Origin of the sequence: Gordonia effusa NBRC 100432 (assembly GCF_000241305.1) — a bacterium.
In the GTDB taxonomy this organism is placed as follows: domain Bacteria; phylum Actinomycetota; class Actinomycetes; order Mycobacteriales; family Mycobacteriaceae; genus Gordonia; species Gordonia effusa.
In genome coordinates this window covers 33260-50616 of the sequence record NZ_BAEH01000041.1, presented here as the reverse complement: position 1 = coordinate 50616, position 17357 = coordinate 33260, and the positions used below count along the sequence as shown (strand labels likewise).

Below are 17357 nucleotides of genomic sequence, written 5' to 3'. Positions count from 1 at the left end.
GCCCGACGACATGACCACCGATAACAGCGGCTAAACCAAGTAGAAACGCCCCCCGCCAGCCGAGCCGGGTGTGTCGAGACCACGCAACCCGACGACGAAATGCTCGGCCGGCTAGTACCGGGCCGAGCATTTCGTCTACTGGGGCTATGCGGTCTGCGACAAAGATGTCTCGACGGCTGCCTTTAGCTCTTCGACGCTGGCAGTACCTGACTGCAACACAGCCAACGACGCCGGGTCTTCGATGGCGATAATGCCGAGCAGCAGATGCTCCGGACGGAGCCGATCATCGTCGGCCTCGCGAGCGATCTGAACCGCCGCCGCGAGCGCATCGCGTGCCGGCACGCTGAACCGCGGTCGATTGCCTCGACCACGCGGCCCCCGACGTCCACGACCCTGCGCCCAGGGCCCCTCGGGACCAAATGGACCTTCCGGGCCGAAGGGGCCGTCGGCTCCAAAAGGACCTTCGGGTCCGAATGGCCCCTCCGGACCAAATCGGCCTTCCGGACCTCCTGGATGTCCCGGGTGACCTGGATGTCCGCGATGTCCCCGACCGCGGCCACGGGGACCCCAGTCGCCGTCACCGCGCGGGCCGCAGTCCCGACCTCGGCCACGACCTCGGCCGCGTCCGCCACGGTCGCCGCGTTCTCCCCAGCCGAAGGCCAGGTCGTCGCCGAAGCGATCACTGACCGCTTCGCGAATCTTGTCGAGGTCAATGCCAATGCCGCGCAAGGCATTTCGATCTTCCTCATATCGCTCCTCGGCAGTCTTGTCCGCGGAGTCGTCGGGATGCCCGTCGTGATAGGTCTTTACGACCTCGCGGGCACCAGCCAATGTCAGGCCGTTCTCGCCAAGCAGGGCGAATAGCGGACTGCGGGCATTGCACAGCATGCCCAGTACGAGATGGTCTGCGCCGAGTCGTGGGTGCGACAGGTCGGCGGCTTCTTGTGTTGCGAAGGTCAGGATCATCTTGCCTTCGCGAGTGAGTCGGCCAAGCATGGTCGTTCTCCTGTTCTGCCCGGGGGTTAGCCCTGGGCGTCGCGTTGTGAATGTTTTTGGTGCACGGCCTGCCGACTGACTTGCAATACGTCGGCGATCGCCTGCCAACTCCAACCCTCAGCGCGGGCGCTGGCGACATGTACGTCTTCGAGTCGGTCGGCAAGTGTTCGCAGGGCGCGTACCGCGGCCAACCCCTCGTCGGGATCTTGGCTGGCGGCTGCGTTCTCGGTTTCATGCACAACGTCAGGTTATGTTGACACCGACAGTATGTCAAGAATAATTGACGAAGTTCCTCTAGCCGTGGCCAATCACGTCGTCGAGCAGGCGCAACGCGGGTACGGCCGCAGCGATCTCGGCCTGTCGCTCGGGCGGAAGTTTCGCCAGATACTCACCGACACCCCGGGCGTAGTCCGCACGACGTCGGGCAATGAACTCGTGGCCCTGCTCGGTGAGTTCGATGAGTGCCGCTCGCCCGTCGTCAGGATCGGGGCGCCGGGACACCAGTCCGTCGCGCTCCAACGTTCCGATCAACACCGTCATCGACGGCTGAGTAACCTTCTGCGCCGCGGCAAGCGCGGTGATCCGTCGCGGACCGCTATGCCGCAGCGTCGACAAAGTCGAGGTGGCGGTCATGCTGATCTCGCGCGGTTGATGACGCAACAGATTCGACAACAACGAATACAGTGCTTCGGCAACAGCTTCGGTGTCGAGATCGGCGGCGTCGAGCGGTTTGGCGGACATGCGCCGAGTGTATTCGCCCCGCGCCAGTGCCCCCTACTCCCAAAATTCTGGACATAACCCGGTGCGCAAGGGCAAGTTGCCCTCGGCCCAGAACTAAAATCCAGAATTTTGGGAGGGCGCGACGCCGGGCCGCTGACGACGACCTAACGCCGACGTCGGTCCGCCCCTAACGCCAACGACGCTAGAGCAGCGCCAAGATCTGTTTAACGATCTCGTCGATGTCGGCACCGGTTGTATCGACTGCCAAGTCCGGGTTCTGCGGCGTCTCGTACGGCGCATCCCACCCGGTGAGCCCGGTGAGCTCACCCGCTTTCGCTTTGGCATAGAGGCCCTTGGGATCTCGGCGCGCGCATTCCTCGACGGGAGTCGAGATGTGAATCTCGATGAACGGCAGCTCGGCGGCCTTGTTGAGAGTCCGGGCGATCTCCCGATCCGATTCCAGTGGCGAGACAAGCGATGCGATCGCGACAAGGCCGGAGTCGGCGAATAGCCGGGTCAGGTGACCAACGCGTCGCACGTTCTCGGCACGATCCCCCGGGGAGAACCCCAGGTCGTCGGAGAGCCCGTGCCGCACGTTATCGCCGTCGAGAAGGTAAGCGGCACGGCCGGATTCGACCAGAGCTCGCTCCAGCGCGACGGCAACCGTCGACTTTCCCGACGCCGGCAGCCCGGTGAGCCAGACCGTGGCACCACGCTGACCGACCGACGTCCACCGATGCCCGCGATCGAGCGACGACGGATGCCAGCGGATATCGGTGCGAACCCGTTCACCTGCCTTGACCACTCGCGCGGTGAGAATCGTTCCGGCACCGACGGTTTCATTCGAGTTCTCGTCGATGAGAATGAATGAACCGCCATCGCGATTGTCTCCGTAGGGATCGGCGACGACCACCGAACTGGTCCGCAGCGTCACAACGCCAATGTCGTTGAGCGCCAATTCAACTGGGTACTCATCGGAGTTCAGGGTTTCCGGGTCCAGTTTCGAAACCAACTCGCCGACGGTGCCGCGCACGGTGCGAGTCGTGTGTTTGACCGCGATCCGATCACCCGCCCGCAACGGAGTATCGGCGAACCAGCAGATCGTCGCCTCCAATTCGCGGGCCAGTACCGGGTGATGATCGAGCGAATCCTCACCCTCGGACGCCGCTCCACTGACCAGCACGTCCCCTCGTGCGACGTCGATGTCGTCGGCGAGTTCCACCGAAACCGACAGCGGCGCAACGGCTATGTCCCGTTCGGGATCCAGGGTGTCGAGTGCGGTGATCGTCGACGTTGAACCCGACGGCAGCGCGGTCACCGTGTCGCCGACACGCAACGTGCCAGCCGACAATCGCCCCGTGTAGCGCCGCCGTGTCGATGCATCCGGCCGCGACACCCACTGGATCGGCAATCGCAGATCCTCGGGAGTCGCTGCGGGAGCGGATAATTCGATACTCTCCAGATACTCCAGCAAAGTCGGTCCGGTGTACCACGGCGTATTCGGCGACCTGTGCACCACATTGTCGCCATCCTTGGCGGCTAGCGGAACGACCACCAGATCTTTAACGCCGAGCCGCTCGGCCAAGACCACTAGCTCCTGCTCGACTTCGCGTAGGCGATTCTCGTCATAATCGACCAGATCGATCTTATTGACCGCTGCCACAAGGTGTTTCACCCCGAGCAAAGACGCGATCCGGGTATGGCGGCGCGTCTGGCGCACCACCCCGGCCCGGGCGTCAACCAGCAAGACGGCCACATGCGCGTTCGACGCGCCGGTGAACATGTTGCGCGTGTACCGCTCATGGCCCGGGGTGTCGGCGAGAATATAGCTCCGCGTCGGGGTGGAAAAGAAGCGATAGGCGACGTCAATCGTGATGCCCTGCTCACGCTCGGCGCGTAATCCGTCCGACAGCGCGGCGAGATCAGGTACGCCCGCGGCATCGACCACCGACTCCAGGTGATCCGACGGCAGACTGTCGGTGTCGAACAGCAGGCGGCCAATGAGCGTGCTTTTGCCGTCGTCGACCGACCCGGCTGTCGCCAGCCGAAGGAGTTGGCGCGTCATCAGAAGTATCCTTCACGTTTGCGGTCTTCCATCGCGGCAGCCGACGTCCGGTCGTCGGCGCGAGTAGCCCCGCGCTCGGAAACCGTTGCCGCAGAAACTTCTTCAATCACTCCGGCCAGATCGGTCGCGCGCGACCGGACCGCTCCGGTGATTGTGAGATCACCGACGGTGCGGTACCGAATCCATTCACGTGCGACAAGCTCGTCGTCGCCGGGCGAGGTAAATTCCGAAGGGGTAAGCAGGATTCCGTCGCGTTCGAACACGTCGCGCTCGTGTGCGAAATAGATCGGCGGCAGTTCAAGCCCTTCGAGTTCGACATAGCGCCAGATATCCAGCTCGGTCCAATTCGACAGCGGGAATACCCGGACCTGCTCACCTCGACGGATCCGCCCGTTGTAGAGCGACCACGGTTCGGGTCGCTGCGCACGAGGATCCCACTGACCGAATTCGTCGCGGAAGCTCAGCACGCGTTCCTTGGCGCGGGCACGTTCCTCATCCCGTCGAGCACCACCGAACGCCGCGTCGAAGCCTCCCGCGTCCAGCGCGTCGAGCAATGTCCTGGTCTGCAACCGATTTCGCGACGCGTTGGGACCTCCTTCTTCGACAACGCGCCCATCGTCGATCGCGTCCTGCACCTTAGCGACGATCAGCTGGTGGCCGTGCGACGTGGTCCGACGATCACGGAACTCGATGACTTCGGGAAAGTTGTGCCCGGTATCGACATGCAGCACCGGGAAGGGAAGTTTCTGCCCGTCCCCAAAGGCCTTCTCCGCCAAGCGAAGCAGGACTATCGAGTCCTTGCCGGCGGAGAACAGCAGCACGGGCCGTTCCAATTCGGCGACTACTTCCCGGATGATGTGCACTGCCTCGGCTTCGAGGATACGCAACTCATCGACGTGAAACGGATCGGTGTGCGCATTAGCTGGCGCGGTCATACGAGTAACTCCTGCCCGTCGGCACTTTCTCGGAAACGCTCGACCCATTCGTCCGACCGCCGGTCCGCCTGCCGCTTCAGTGCCGGTGGTGGCACCTCGGTGTCCAGACCGATAGCGTCGAGAACCCGACCGAGAACGGCGGACGTATTGGCCGCCAGGTCGGCATAGGTCACCTCGACCGGCACGATCCCGTGGTCGGCGAAATAGGTTCGCCAGCCACGTTCCTGCTCCTGCAGCAGCCGCACCAGATGCGCGATGCCGCCCTGGTGGTACTGCGCGACGGCGTCGCCCGCGTGCGCTTTACCCTGCCAGGTATTGGTCTGTACCGCTCGCCAAAACGAAACCGCCTGTGAGACAACGTCTTCCCGCGTCACTTTGATGTAGAGCACATCGCCCACGATGTCGCCGAGCGCCGAATGGACATCACTCCCCCGACGATCGGTCAGCCCGGCGGCGCGGTCAACGATCAGCGGGATCTGATTCCACATGATCTTCCCGCCCCATACCCCGTTCTCGGTGCTGCCGTCACGCAAGATCCGGGCACGCCACTCATCGGCGGTCTCGGTAGTCGGCACCCCGGGCCGGTCGGGCGCGAGCAGGCCCAAAATCGATTTGTCATCGACGCCCACGAACCAATCACTCGGCTGCGGCGCGAGCGACGTCTCCGGTAAGTATTGGAAGAATTCTTGCGGATGGCCGGCGACGCCGGTGGACCGCAACGACTCCACCAGCAAGGTGGAGCCGCTGCGTTGCGAGGCGCAGACAAGATACGAGCGCGGGGACGCCCCAGATGACACTGGCATGGCGAAAATCCTAAGCGCGCCAGCGGTTTATCGCCCAGTTGTGCGGCCTTGGGAATCACACATCGCGTATTTATTGACAGCGCATCAGATCAGCTGTAGTCGTAGAAACCGCGACCACTCTTGCGACCAAGCAGTCCGGCCTCGACCATGCGGCGCAGGCGCGGTGGCGGCGCGTAGTGAGGTTCAGCGAACTCCGCGTAGAGAGATTCGGCCGCTGCCAGTGCGATATCCAGGCCAACGGTGTCGAGTAGCGTCAACGGTCCCATCGGATACCCGCAGCCACCCTTCATCGCCGCATCGATATCTTCCTTCGAGGCATAACCCGAATCGAGCATCCGGACCGCTTGGCACAGATACGGAATCAGCAGCGCGTTGACGATGAAGCCGGACTGATCGCCCGCCTGCACCGGGGTCTTGCCCAGGGTGCCGGCCACGTAGTCGGTCACCGCCGCCGCGGTCTCCGGGGCCGTCAGCAGCGTCGAGATGATCTCGACCAACGGCATCACCGGCACCGGGTTGAAGAAATGCACGCCGACCACCCGAGCCGGATTCTGCGTCGCCCCAGCGACTTTGATCACCGGGATCGACGAGGTATTGGTCGCCAGAATCGCCTCCGGCTTCACGATCGTGTCGAGTTTGCCGAAGATCTCGGCCTTGAGCGATTCAATCTCCGGAGCGGCCTCGATGACCAGGTCGCGGTCGGCGAATTCTTCGATATCCAGCGTCACCCGAACTCGCGCCACGGCGGCATCGGCGTCGGCCTGCGAAATCTTGCCCTTCGCCACACCGCGGGAGATCGACTTCGCGATGCGCTCGCTCGCCGCGTCGGCGAATTCCTGCTTGGTCTCCAGGACCAGCACCTCACTACCGGCCTTAGCGCATACCTCGGCGATACCGGCACCCATCGTGCCGCCACCAATTACTCCGATCAACTTCACAACAAGTCTCCAAACAATCGCCGAAACGCGATGTCTCAGCGGCATCGCGACGATCCCGAGTCTACTGGGCGCTTGTGGTCACACTCGCATCGACGTAGTCGCGGTCCGCCCCACGCGGCGAACGCGGAATCGTGTCGGCGCGCTCGGCCAATTTCGCGCGATAACTCGCCATAAATGCCTCGGCTCGCGCGGTTCCCTGCTCGTCAGAGGCGACAATATCGCCGGTCGCGGTACGCCAGCTATCGAGTCGTCTGGCCAATTCGGCCCGCACCTGGGCGTACACCGGATCGTCGGCGAGATTGTTCTGTTCGTCGGGATCGTCGGCCAGTGCATACAGCTCGACCGCTGGCCGCGGCCGGGTGTGCGCGTCGTCGAGGGCGCGCCCCGACTCGCTGTCAGCGATATCGAGCGGCAACTCCAGCGCGGCACGCGGCGCGAAGTTTTCGATATAGCTGTAGTGCTCGGTGCGCACGGCACGAATCGGATCGTAGGAGTCGTGGTAGTCCTTTTCGGTGAAGACCACCTCACGGACCGGTGTGTTCACTACCTCGCCAATCAGCACCGCGGCGTGCGAGAGGCCCTGAACCTGTGCGGGGATGTCGACGCCCAGCGCGTCGAGAATCGTCGGCACCAGGTCGACCCCGGAGAACAGGCCGTCGTAGGCACCCGGCGCGACGCGCAGGGATGTCGGCGGTCGCACGATGAAGGAGATGCCGGTACCGCGTGCGTACAACGTGGACTTCGCCCCCGGAAAGGCTTCCCCGTGGTCGGTGAAGAACACAATCCAGGTGTTTTCACCGAACCCGGTGGCATCGATGTGATCGACGAGACGTCCGGTCGCGGCATCAGCGACGTTGATCGAACTGTGGAACGACGCCAAATCACCTCGCACTTCGGGGGTATCGGGCAAATAGGACGGGACATCGAACGAATCGGGATCGCCGGGCGGGTAGCGATCAGCCGGATACGGCCGGTGAACCTCGAAGAAGCCGGCGTTGAGCAGGAAGGGCCGACCTTGTCCGGCGGCACGTTCGGCCGCCCGGGCGTCGAGCCATTCGACTGCGCGGTCGACCACGTAGTCGCAGTCCGAATCGGCGACATCGACGTCGTCGTAGCCGAGGGTGCCCGGCGCGGTCGACTCATGCTGCATCCCGATCAGCGAGGTACGCCAGCCGGCATCGCGCAGTATCGCGGGCAAGGTCTGCACACCGTCGCGATAGCCGAAGCCGTGGTGTGCCAGACCGACGATCCCGTTGTCATGCGGGTAGCGACCGGTTAGCAACGCACCGCGCGACGGCGAACACAACGGCGACGCCGCGTGCGCGTTGGCGAATAAAAAGCCTTGCGCGGCAAGTGCTTCCAGGTTAGGACTAACAGCACCCGACGCGCCGTACAGTTCGAGGTGACGTCCCAGATCATGCCAATGAACCAAGACGACGTTGTTGCCTGCGGGTGAACTCATCGGCGCTGGGCACTCCTCAAATAAACGATTACGCGCGAACGTAATACGCCGCGACGACCGCGGCCACGGGTTTTACTCATCACGATTGAAACCGGCCGGTTTCCCACATCGTCGAAAACGCGGCCGACGGTTCGGCCAGATCCAGGCCGGCGTTGGCGAGCCAGGCATCGTCGTAATAGGTGTCCGCGTACCGATCGCCGGAGTCGCATAGCAAAGTGACGACGCTGCCCGGTCGGCGCTGGGCGACCATTTCTCCGACGACGGTGAGGGCGCCCCACATATTGGTGCCCGTCGAGGCTCCGACCCTGCGCCCCAACACATCCGACGCCGCGCGCATCGCCGCTATCGAGGCGGCGTCGGGGACACCGATCATCCGGTCGATGACCTGTGAAACAAAAGAGGGCTCGACGCGCGGCCGGCCGATGCCCTCGATCCGCGAACCTTTGGTCCCGGTGATCTGACCATCGCCGGTCTCGTAGGCGGGTAAGAACACCGAATTCTCCGGATCGACGACGCATAACCACGACGGGTGGCGACGATAACGCAGATACCGGCCGAGAGTCGCCGACGTGCCACCGGTTCCGGCACCGACGACGATCCACGTGGGCACCGGATACTGTTCCTGCTCCAACTGGGCGAAGATCGATTCGGCGATGTTGTTGTTGCCGCGCCAGTCGGTCGCCCGTTCGGCCATCGTGAACTGATCGATGAAATGTCCACCCGTCTGTCGGGCGAGGTCGGCGGCGACAGCGTATACATCAGCGGGATTGTCGACGAAATGGCAACGGCCACCTTGTCTTTCGATCAGCGCCGTCTTAGAACGCGAGGTGCTCGACGACATCACCGCCACAAAGGGCACCCCGATCAGCTTCGCGAAATACGCTTCGGAAACGGCGGTCGATCCCGATGACGCCTCGATAACGGTGGTGCCTTCACTGATCCAGCCGTTGCATAACGCGTACAAGAACAGCGAACGAGCCAGGCGATGCTTCAACGAACCCGTCGGGTGGGTTGACTCGTCTTTCAGATATAGGTCGACGCCGACGGTGCGACCGCCGTCGTCAACCCAATGCGACCAATCCGGCAGCGGAAAACGCAACAGGTGGGTATCGGCGCTGCGCCGGGCATCGGCGTCGATAAGACGCACCGCGTTCTCCGACCAGCCGCGGTCGCGCCGGCGGTCGACGTCGGTCACTTGCTGCCGCGCAGCCGGGACTGCAACTCGTCGCGACGTTTCTGACGATCGGCATCGATGGCGGCCACCTGGGCATTCACGCGCAGACGCAGCGGTTTGAACAAGAACATTCCCAAGGGCAGGGCGATAAGAATGCCGAACATCGCGGCGACGATCACCGGAACTTCGACAAAGATCCTGCCGACAAAGAAGATCACGGTTGCGATGACAATCACCAGGGCGATCCGCGCGAGTGTGTACAGGACGAGCGAACCGATCATCGTCGCAACACTGGGGGCGGGCTCGTCTGAGACAGTTTTCGCGCTACTCACGGGTCCAGTCTACGTGTTCGCGCACGTCAGACCGCTTCGCCTAGGTAACAAGTACGGATCGTCCGTTTTTTACTGTTTCTTTACTTGTTACTGACTGTTCGAGTAACCAGGGGTGCAGCGTGTATTGCTTAATACGGTCGGTTCGGACAACAAGTGACCCACTTGCCGTTCGGACCGAACGGGAACATTAACCATTCACCGACCCAGAAGGGGCCCGCATCGTGACTATCGCCGACGCCGCCATCGCACCTGCCACCATCACACCCAAACTGGCCAGCCAGCACACGCTGACCCCCGGACAGGTCGCCTCGATGTTCAATGTCAATCCGAAGACTGTCGCGCGCTGGGCCAGTTCGGGCCTGCTGGGCTCCATCCGCACCCCCGGTGGACATCGCCGCTTCCGTGAGGCCGACGTCGTCGAACTTCTCAACCGTCGGGTCAACTGACCATTCCGATCGCCGCCTGACACAGCGCGGAACCTCACGCTTCCGGTTCACACTCACGTATCGTGGGTGTCACCGGAGGTCTTCGTATTGTGAAGATCCACGAGGAGGTTGCCGTGTATTTCGCACTGACATTCGTCGGACTCTGCGCCATCGCCTATCTGCTGTGGCGCGCGTTCGGCCCCGTCGCCAACGACGACCACTCGAGCCGATCAGCCGATTCTCGTCGAACCCCGCCCCCGATCGGTCCCGACGACGACCCTCAGTTCCTCTTTGAGCTGGACCGCCGCGAAAAGCGCGGAGACGACTCGGCGTAGAGGTATCCACCTACGAAGTTCGCTGGTGGCGGCATGTGGAAGCAATACACGGAGCGATGTCCGACCACTACGATATCCGCGTCAGTAACCGGCAGATCAGGGCCGTCGCCAACGAATACCGAGAGCCTCGCCGCACTCCCGCCGCCTACAGCCCAGCGTATGAATGCAGGCCCGAGACGACCAGGTTGATCGCGAACAGGTTGAAGACGAGGGTGGCGAAGGCTGCGACGTTGATCCACGCGGCCGCACGGCTGCGCCAACCCGCGGTTGCGCGGGCATGCAGATACGCGGCGTAAATCACCCAGGCGATGAACGACACCGTTTCCTTCGGGTCCCAGCCCCAATACCGGCCCCACGCCGACTCCGCCCAGATGGCACCGCAGATAACACCGAGCCCAAATAGCGGGAAGCCGAAGACCACGGCCTTATAGGCGACCCGGTCGAGGGCCTGCGCCGACGGGATATGGTCGACGATCCGCCTCAGGACGTTGCGGGTCGACGCCGAGTCGCTGCCTCCCCAACGCATCTTCGCCAGATACAGCAGGCTCGCGACGCCGGAAACCAGCAGGACACCCGAACTGATCGAGATGATCGACACGTGGATCGCCAGCCAATACGACTTCAGCGCCGGCACCACCGGAGCAGCCTGTGTGTAGAGCCATTTGCCGCCGATGAACATGAACAGCACCACCGGCAACAACACGAATGACAGCAGCGGACGATAGTCCGGCTTACGCAGCACGACGATGCCGGCGACCACGCAGGCCACACAGGTCAGCGAGATGAACTCGTACATATTGCCCCACGGCGCGCGATCGGTCGCGACACCGCGCAGCACAATCGACGCGATATGGGCCAGCGCGCCGACGATCACGACCGGGTACGCCATATCGCCGAGCCGGTCGCCGAATGTGCGGACCGGCGCCTGCTCGACCCGGCCCGGCGCGCGGTCATCGACTGTCGCCGATCCGCCCGACGCACCAACGCCGACCAGTTTCTTCACCGAGACGCCGGCGTCGACCACCTTGCGACTACGCGCGGTGGCCAGCGATACCAGGAACATGAACATCGCGAGCACGTAGATGGTGATCGCGGTGGTGTACAGCAGATCCGAATATCGGGACAGGTTCTCGTCGATATGCACGGTCACTTCACCCGACGCGATCTGGATCATCTCGGTGTTCATTCGTCCTGCACTCCTACCAGGTCGGCTGCCTGTTTCTCGAATCCCTCGCCCCAGCCGGCCTGATCCGTGCGGGCCAACCCGGCAATCTCTACTACAGTACGTCGTTGTTCGCCGTCGGCGGTAGTCACCGGTACCAGCCGCGCCCAGATCCGCCGACGTCGAATCAACAGCGAGACGACCAGTCCGGCAAGCATCGCGACCGCCGACACCAGTACCCAGGTCTGCGCCGGATCATGGGAAACCTGCACCGACACCCAGCGCCGGTAGCCGTCGAAGCTCACCTTGGTGCCATCGGGCAGTTCCGACGATTGCCCAACGCCCAGGTTCGCTTGAGCCTGCCGTTTCAACTGACCGTTGTGCATCATGATCGGATCCAGCGAGTACACATTCTGTGGTGCGCCGCTATCGAGTCCGGTGTTTCCCTTGTAGATCCGGATCGCGACGTATGGATTCTTGGCGACCGGCGACGACGACATCAGCAGTGTGCCATCGAACGACGCTGTCGGCGCGAACAGTCCTTCGAGCGCGATCTGATTCTGGTTGCGAATCTTCTGGTCGGGGTACATGCCGCCCGGGGTATCGAATCGCACCGCTCCCGACGACAGCATCGTCGTCATCTGATCGGGGATGAAAGGTACTGTCTGCGTTCGTTTCTCGCCGTTGGGAAAGGTCACCGTGAAGGTCGGCGCGTAACCGTTGCCGAGCACGTACACACGATCACCGGCCAGCCGCAGTGGCTCGTTCACTCGTACGGTCGAGTCATTCCACGACGACGGATCCGCGCTGAGGTCTTCGGTGTGCGCGACCTTCGCGGTGTACATATCGGGCTGACCGTTGGGCAGGAAGGTCGCGGTGAAGTCGTCGATGCGAATACAGAAGGGCGCCAAGTCCGTTCCGTCGACCATGCTGCCGCCACGGAAGGAGTCGTATACCGCGGTCGAGGTATTGCACAATCCCTGATCACCATCGGCTACCAGCGAACGCGTCCCCTCGTAGCCGTACAACTTGCCGACCGCGATGGACACCAGCAATGCGAGTAACGCGAAGTGAAATACGAGGTTGCCGAACTCGCGCAGATAGCCCTTCTCGGCAGACACCTCGACCACGCCGTCCGGATGAGCCTTGGTGGCTTCGCGGACCACCACCTCGCGGCGCCAGCCACGCAGATTGACATTGATCCGCTCGGCGATCTGCTCGGGAGCGCCATCGACTTCGAATATGCGATGTCGAGGCATGCGGGACAAATTGCGCGGCGCGGCAACGGGTTTGGCCCGCAGCGCCTGAAAATGTTCGATGAGACGGGGGGTCAGGCAGCCGACGAGTGAGACGAATAGCAACACGTAGATCGCGGTGAACCACGCACTCGCGAAAACATCGAACAGTTGCAGGCGATCCATCAGCTCGCCGAGCCGGCCATGCGCGTCGATATAGCTTTGGGTCTTCTGCTCGTTGAGCGGACGCTGCGGCAACAACGCACCGGGGATCGCGGCCAGTGCCAACAGGAACAGCAGCGCCAGCGCGGTACGCATCGAGGTCAGCGACCGCCAGAGATTACGCAGCGGCCAGAGCACATACCGCTTGCCCCAATGCGGCGCGGTGATATTCGTACTCAAACCGGTAACTCCGTGTCAGTGATGAAAGCGTCACGCACCCACATGATGAACTGGTCCCACATACCGGTGATCAGCGCGACGCCGACCGCCACGAGCATCACTCCGCCGAATACTTGGATGGCACGCGCATGCCGACGCAGCCAGCCAAGCGAACGAAGCGCCCAGGCCGACGAGAAAGCAAGGATCACAAAGGGAATGCCGAGACCAAGGCAGTAGGCCATGATCAGCACGATTCCCTTGGCCGCGGTTGCGCCCTCGGTTCCACTCGCCGTCGCGATGACCGCGGCCAGCGTCGGACCGAGGCACGGCGTCCAGCCGAGCGCGAAAACAGCGCCGAGCAGCGGCGCCCCGACGACGTTGGAGATGCGGCGCGGCGCGAACCGATGCTCGCGCTGCATGATCGGCACCAATCCGACAAAAACGAGGCCCATCAAAATGGTGACCACGCCGCCGATACGTTGCAGCAGTTCACGATTCACGATGAAGGTGGTGGTGATGCCGAGTACGGTCGCGGTCGCCAGCACGAAGACCACGGTGAACCCGAGCACGAAGAGCAGTGCGGCGCCGGCAACCCTGGTCCGCCCCTTGGACTTTGGCTCGTCAACGGTAACGGCGGGCGCCTCGGCGCCAACGACGCCGGCCAGATAGGACAGGTACCCCGGCACCAGCGGCACAACGCATGGCGACGCGAAGGACAGCAGGCCGGCGAGCGCACACGCGGCCATCGCGAGCAGCAATGGTCCCGACGTCACCGTGTTGGCGAAGGTTTCACCAATACTCATGGCGTATCCGGTTCGGCGACAAGCTTATTGACCGCCGCCCGCAGTTCTTCGCCCGACACAGTCCGTAAATACACCACCGCGGGACGGTGTTTCTTGTCCAGCACAACCGTCGTCGGCACCACCGACGTCGGCGTGGTCAGCGCCGCCAGCGTGGCGCCCGGATAGTCGTAGAGCGACGGATAGGTGATTTTCCGGTCGGTGACGAAATCCTTCGCCGACGATCGGTCGTCGCGAAAGTTGATGCCTAAGAACGCGACCCCGGCGTCCTTCGTTTGCGCGTAAACACGCTGGAGAGCGTCGGCCTCGCCGCGGCACGGACCACACCATGATCCCCACACGTTGATCACGACCGCTTTGCCCGCGAAGTCGTCGAGGGTGACCCGCTTGTCGGTGAACAAGTCTTTGCCCGCCACCGGTGCGACCGGCTTGCGGTCGGCGGCATCGTAGGTAATTACGGTCTTGCCCCCCGGCGATACGAACTGGAAAGTATCCCCTTGTGCGACAGCGTCTTTGCCGGTGGAACAGCTAGTAGCGAGCACCACGACGACGGCTGCGAGCGCGACAAGTACCAGCGCACGCATCGCAAGGTGTTTAGGCAAAACCACGAGAAACGATCACGCCCCAACAGATAACGGGTCCGAGGTACCGGCCGGCTCGGAGTAGATGATGTCGATCAACGCGTCGTCGTCGTAGACGAGGCTGGTCAACGACGCAAGCGAGCACTGCCGACGACGCGGGTCATGCCACAGTCGTTTTCCTTCGAGGAATCGGCGCAGCGTGTACACCGGCAATTGATGCGATACGCATACCACTTCGTGGCCGCGCGCGGCGTCGCGCGCTTTCGTCGCCGCCGCGAGCATTCGGTGTGCGAGCTGGATATACGGCTCACCCCATGACGGTGTGAACGGGTCGCGCAGTTTGCCCCAGTGCCGCGGTTTGGAGAGCGCGCCGTCGCCGACCGACACACGCAGGCCCTCGAAGACATTGTCGGCCTCGATGAGGTCGTCGTTGGTCACGATCTCCAGACCGTGTGCCGACGCGATCGGAGTCGCCGTCTCCTGTGCCCGCTGCAGCGGTGATGCGAAAACCGCGGCGATGTCGTGGTCGGCAAGCAGATCGGCAACGCTCTGCGCCTGCCCGCGCCCGAGGTCGGAGAGGCGGAATCCAGGCAGTCGCCCGTAGAGGATTTGGTCCGGATTGAACACTTCGCCGTGCCGCATCATGTGCACAATGGTCGTCGTCACTGGTCATCCCCCTGGTTGGCGGCGGCCGCGGCCCGCGCTGCGACCGGTAAAGCGGTGGCGAGTGTCTCGAATGCGGCGTCGTCGAGTGCGGCCGAGACGAACCATGCCTCGAAAGCACTCGGCGGCGGGTACACCCCGGCATCGAGCAATGCGTGGAAGAACGGTGCGAAACGCCAGGTCTGCGTTGCTTTAACGCCGGCATAGTCACGAATCTGCTGCTCGGGCTCGTCGGTGAAGAAGACGCTGAACAGGTTCCCGGCGTACTGCACGCGATGGCTGACGCCGACGGTGGTCAGCGCTTCGCCGATCATCGACCCGATCCGCTCGGCGTTGCGGTCGAGGGTCAGGTAGGTATCGGCGTCGGCGTGGCGCAACGTCGCCAGTCCGGCGGCGACCGCGACCGGGTTGCCCGAGAGCGTGCCGGCCTGATAGACCGGACCGGTTGGAGCTAACGACGCCATCACATCGGCCCGGCCACCGAAAGCCGCGGCGGGCAATCCGCCACTCATCACCTTGCCGAAGGTATAAAGGTCGCCGCTGACTCCTTCGAGGCCGAACCAGCCGGCCGGGCTCACCCGGAAGCCGGTCATCACTTCGTCGATGATTAACAGCGAACCGTCCCGGGCGGTTACCTCGCGCAGCGCGGCATTGAAGCCGACGTCGGGCGCGATGGCACCCATATTGCCCGCGGCCGCCTCGGTGATCACCGCGGCGATCTCGCCACTGTGTTCCTCGAATACCTCGGTGACGGCCGCAATGTCGTTGTAGGGCAACACGATTGTGTCGTGGGCGGCCGCTCCGGTGACTCCCGGCGACGTCGGCAAACCGAGTGTCGCCACGCCCGACCCGGCATCGGCGAGCAATGCGTCGACGTGACCGTGGTAGCAACCGGAGAATTTGATGATCTTGGATCGGCCGGTGAAGCCGCGGGCCAGGCGTACCGCTGACATGGTGGCTTCGGTGCCCGAGTTGACCAGCCGAACACATTCGACCGGGTCGACACGCGCGATGATTTCTTCGGCCAACTCAATCTCGGCCTCGGTCGGAGCGCCGAAGGACAGGCCAGTCGATGCCGCACGCTGCACCGCCTCGACGACCGCGGGATGGGCATGGCCCAGGATCATCGGCCCCCACGAGCTGACCAGATCCACGTAGCGATTGCCATCGGCATCGAGGAGTTCACAACCGCGCGCCGACGTGATGAACCGAGGCGTTCCGCCAACCGCGGAGAAGGCTCGGACCGGAGAATTCACCCCGCCCGGAATAGCCGCTGCGGCGCGAGTGAAAAGTTCTGCGGATCGCTCGGTCGCGGGGGCGGGGTGGGTCACGGCCTCCAGTGTTCCAAATCAAGCTGCCAAGGCCCAATTCGGACTGGTCAACGCCCCAGCATTCGGAGTGTCGCGGCCGCCAGCGCCTGCTGCCCGGCGGCGTTGGGATGCAGCGTAACGGTAGTCGTGGCCCCGACCATCGGCTCGATCCATCGGGTTTGTGGCGCTGCACACGCGTCATGCCCCGACGACGCGGCGGCCATGCTCACATAGGTCGATCCCGTCTGTCGGGCCGCACGCTGCACCACGGTGTTGAGTGTTTGCTGCACCTCACGCAGGTAGGGCACGTCACCCGCGGCGATCCGCATCGTCGGGTAGCAACCGCCGGTGGCCGGTAGCAGCCACGGGTACCCGACGATGACTACCCGGGCCGATGGCGCTTTGGCCCGCACCGCGGTAAGCGTCTTTGTCAGTGCCGGCGCGGTCGTGGAAGTGAGGTAGTCGGTGAATCTGGATCCGTACCGTTCGCGGCATGGCGCACCGGACGGATCGGCTGCCGCGAGGTCCGAACAACTGGTGACGGCCGTACCGAACGTGCCGCCGTCGTTGCCGCCGAGAGTCATCGTGACGAGTTTGGTCGCCGGTCCCACGGCGTCGAGTTGCGGCGGAATACCCGGGTACTGCTCGGCGTACAGGTCCTTGGTCGCCGCCCCGGCACAGCTGACGTCAAGATACGTTGGATATTGCGATTTCCGTTGTGCGGCAATGATTTCCCCGAAGTTTCGCTGCGACCGCAGGCATTGCACGTCGGAGTCTTCGACCAACGGCCGCACCCCCGAACCGGCCGCGTAACTGTCGCCGAGATGGACATAACTCGGTGAGGGTGGCGTCGATGTCGAAGGTGCCGTCGCGGTCGACGAGGACGGTTGACCGGGCTCCGAGGTCGCACACCCGGCTACGACGACCGCGAGGGTGGCGAGTATCACCAACTGACATCTGCGCATGTTCCCGACGGTACCGAGGTGACGATCAGATACGCGAGAACATGCAAACCCCTCTTGACATGTGCCCATTTCTCC

19 protein-coding genes are annotated in these 17357 nt (G+C 63.5%); 2 read left to right on the top strand and 17 right to left on the bottom strand.

Translation table 11 applies throughout. The features are described from left to right. Nucleotides 1-144: 144 nt before the first annotated feature. The 10 genes from GOEFS_RS07190 to GOEFS_RS07145 all read right to left on the bottom strand — a co-directional run bounded on the left by GOEFS_RS07190 (nucleotide 145) and on the right by GOEFS_RS07145 (nucleotide 9425). Complete coding sequence (locus GOEFS_RS07190; RefSeq protein ID WP_007317236.1) at nucleotides 145-996, bottom strand: Clp protease N-terminal domain-containing protein; 852 nt, start codon at nucleotides 994-996, stop codon at nucleotides 145-147. 26 nt (nucleotides 997-1022) lie between these two features. After that, complete coding sequence (locus tag GOEFS_RS07185; protein WP_007317235.1) at nucleotides 1023-1235, bottom strand: hypothetical protein; 213 nt, start codon at nucleotides 1233-1235, stop codon at nucleotides 1023-1025. A gap of 55 nt (nucleotides 1236-1290) precedes the next feature. After that, nucleotides 1291-1737, bottom strand: a complete 447-nt coding sequence (locus tag GOEFS_RS07180) for a MarR family winged helix-turn-helix transcriptional regulator (RefSeq protein ID WP_007317234.1) — start codon at nucleotides 1735-1737, stop codon at nucleotides 1291-1293. Nucleotides 1738-1918: 181 nt separating this feature from the next. Further along, complete coding sequence (cysC, locus tag GOEFS_RS07175) at nucleotides 1919-3781, bottom strand: adenylyl-sulfate kinase (protein ID WP_007317233.1); 1863 nt, start codon at nucleotides 3779-3781, stop codon at nucleotides 1919-1921. After that, complete coding sequence (gene cysD / locus GOEFS_RS07170; RefSeq protein WP_007317232.1) at nucleotides 3781-4716, bottom strand: sulfate adenylyltransferase subunit CysD; 936 nt, start codon at nucleotides 4714-4716, stop codon at nucleotides 3781-3783. Before cysD ends, cysC begins: the two co-directional genes overlap by 1 nt. After that, complete coding sequence (locus tag GOEFS_RS07165; RefSeq protein ID WP_007317231.1) at nucleotides 4713-5519, bottom strand: Stf0 family sulfotransferase; 807 nt, start codon at nucleotides 5517-5519, stop codon at nucleotides 4713-4715. Before GOEFS_RS07165 ends, cysD begins: the two co-directional genes overlap by 4 nt. A gap of 89 nt (nucleotides 5520-5608) precedes the next feature. Then, nucleotides 5609-6457, bottom strand: coding sequence for a 3-hydroxybutyryl-CoA dehydrogenase (locus GOEFS_RS07160; RefSeq protein WP_007317230.1), 849 nt, complete (start codon nucleotides 6455-6457; stop codon nucleotides 5609-5611). Nucleotides 6458-6518: 61 nt separating this feature from the next. Then, on the bottom strand, nucleotides 6519-7919 hold the full coding sequence (locus tag GOEFS_RS07155; protein ID WP_007317229.1) for a sulfatase family protein: 1401 nt from the start codon (nucleotides 7917-7919) through the stop codon (nucleotides 6519-6521). A 79-nt stretch (nucleotides 7920-7998) separates the two neighbouring features. Then, the gene (gene cds1 / locus GOEFS_RS07150) at nucleotides 7999-9114 is read right to left on the bottom strand and encodes an L-cysteine desulfhydrase Cds1 (protein ID WP_007317228.1); all 1116 of its coding nucleotides are present in this window, start codon (nucleotides 9112-9114) and stop codon (nucleotides 7999-8001) included. Next, a complete protein-coding gene (locus GOEFS_RS07145; protein WP_007317227.1) occupies nucleotides 9111-9425 on the bottom strand; it encodes a DUF4229 domain-containing protein in 315 nt (104 codons plus the stop codon). The genes cds1 and GOEFS_RS07145 overlap by 4 nt, the downstream gene beginning before the upstream one ends. 221 nt (nucleotides 9426-9646) lie before the next feature. On the opposite strand from GOEFS_RS07145, the gene GOEFS_RS07140 reads away from it, so the two are divergent. Beyond that, a complete protein-coding gene (locus tag GOEFS_RS07140) occupies nucleotides 9647-9871 on the top strand; it encodes a BldC family transcriptional regulator (protein ID WP_007317226.1) in 225 nt (74 codons plus the stop codon). Between the two features lie 62 nt (nucleotides 9872-9933). Next, nucleotides 9934-10185: a hypothetical protein gene (locus GOEFS_RS07135; RefSeq protein ID WP_306304942.1), complete on the top strand. Its 252-nt coding sequence runs from the start codon at nucleotides 9934-9936 to the stop codon at nucleotides 10183-10185. Between the two features lie 145 nt (nucleotides 10186-10330). On the opposite strand, the gene ccsB is transcribed toward GOEFS_RS07135, so the two are convergent. Genes ccsB through GOEFS_RS07100 form a run of 7 tightly spaced genes read right to left on the bottom strand, consistent with a single transcriptional unit; the run spans nucleotide 10331 to nucleotide 17282 of the window. After that, nucleotides 10331-11371, bottom strand: coding sequence for a c-type cytochrome biogenesis protein CcsB (gene ccsB / locus GOEFS_RS07130; RefSeq protein ID WP_007317224.1), 1041 nt, complete (start codon nucleotides 11369-11371; stop codon nucleotides 10331-10333). After that, entirely contained in the window at nucleotides 11368-12984 is a 1617-nt protein-coding gene (gene resB, locus GOEFS_RS07125) for a cytochrome c biogenesis protein ResB (RefSeq protein ID WP_007317223.1), read from the bottom strand. Before resB ends, ccsB begins: the two co-directional genes overlap by 4 nt. Continuing rightward, complete coding sequence (locus GOEFS_RS07120) at nucleotides 12981-13766, bottom strand: cytochrome c biogenesis CcdA family protein (RefSeq protein ID WP_007317222.1); 786 nt, start codon at nucleotides 13764-13766, stop codon at nucleotides 12981-12983. The genes resB and GOEFS_RS07120 overlap by 4 nt, the downstream gene beginning before the upstream one ends. Beyond that, complete coding sequence (locus tag GOEFS_RS07115) at nucleotides 13763-14347, bottom strand: TlpA family protein disulfide reductase (RefSeq protein ID WP_040524674.1); 585 nt, start codon at nucleotides 14345-14347, stop codon at nucleotides 13763-13765. Before GOEFS_RS07115 ends, GOEFS_RS07120 begins: the two co-directional genes overlap by 4 nt. Before the next feature lie 33 nt (nucleotides 14348-14380). Next, nucleotides 14381-14989, bottom strand: coding sequence for a histidine phosphatase family protein (locus GOEFS_RS07110; protein ID WP_040524686.1), 609 nt, complete (start codon nucleotides 14987-14989; stop codon nucleotides 14381-14383). A 17-nt stretch (nucleotides 14990-15006) separates the two neighbouring features. Then, nucleotides 15007-16338 (bottom strand): glutamate-1-semialdehyde 2,1-aminomutase, encoded by a 1332-nt coding sequence (gene hemL / locus GOEFS_RS07105; protein WP_007317219.1) that lies wholly within the window; start codon nucleotides 16336-16338, stop codon nucleotides 15007-15009. A 47-nt stretch (nucleotides 16339-16385) separates the two neighbouring features. Continuing rightward, nucleotides 16386-17282, bottom strand: coding sequence for an SGNH/GDSL hydrolase family protein (locus GOEFS_RS07100; protein ID WP_040524684.1), 897 nt, complete (start codon nucleotides 17280-17282; stop codon nucleotides 16386-16388). Nucleotides 17283-17357: the final 75 nt, after the last annotated feature.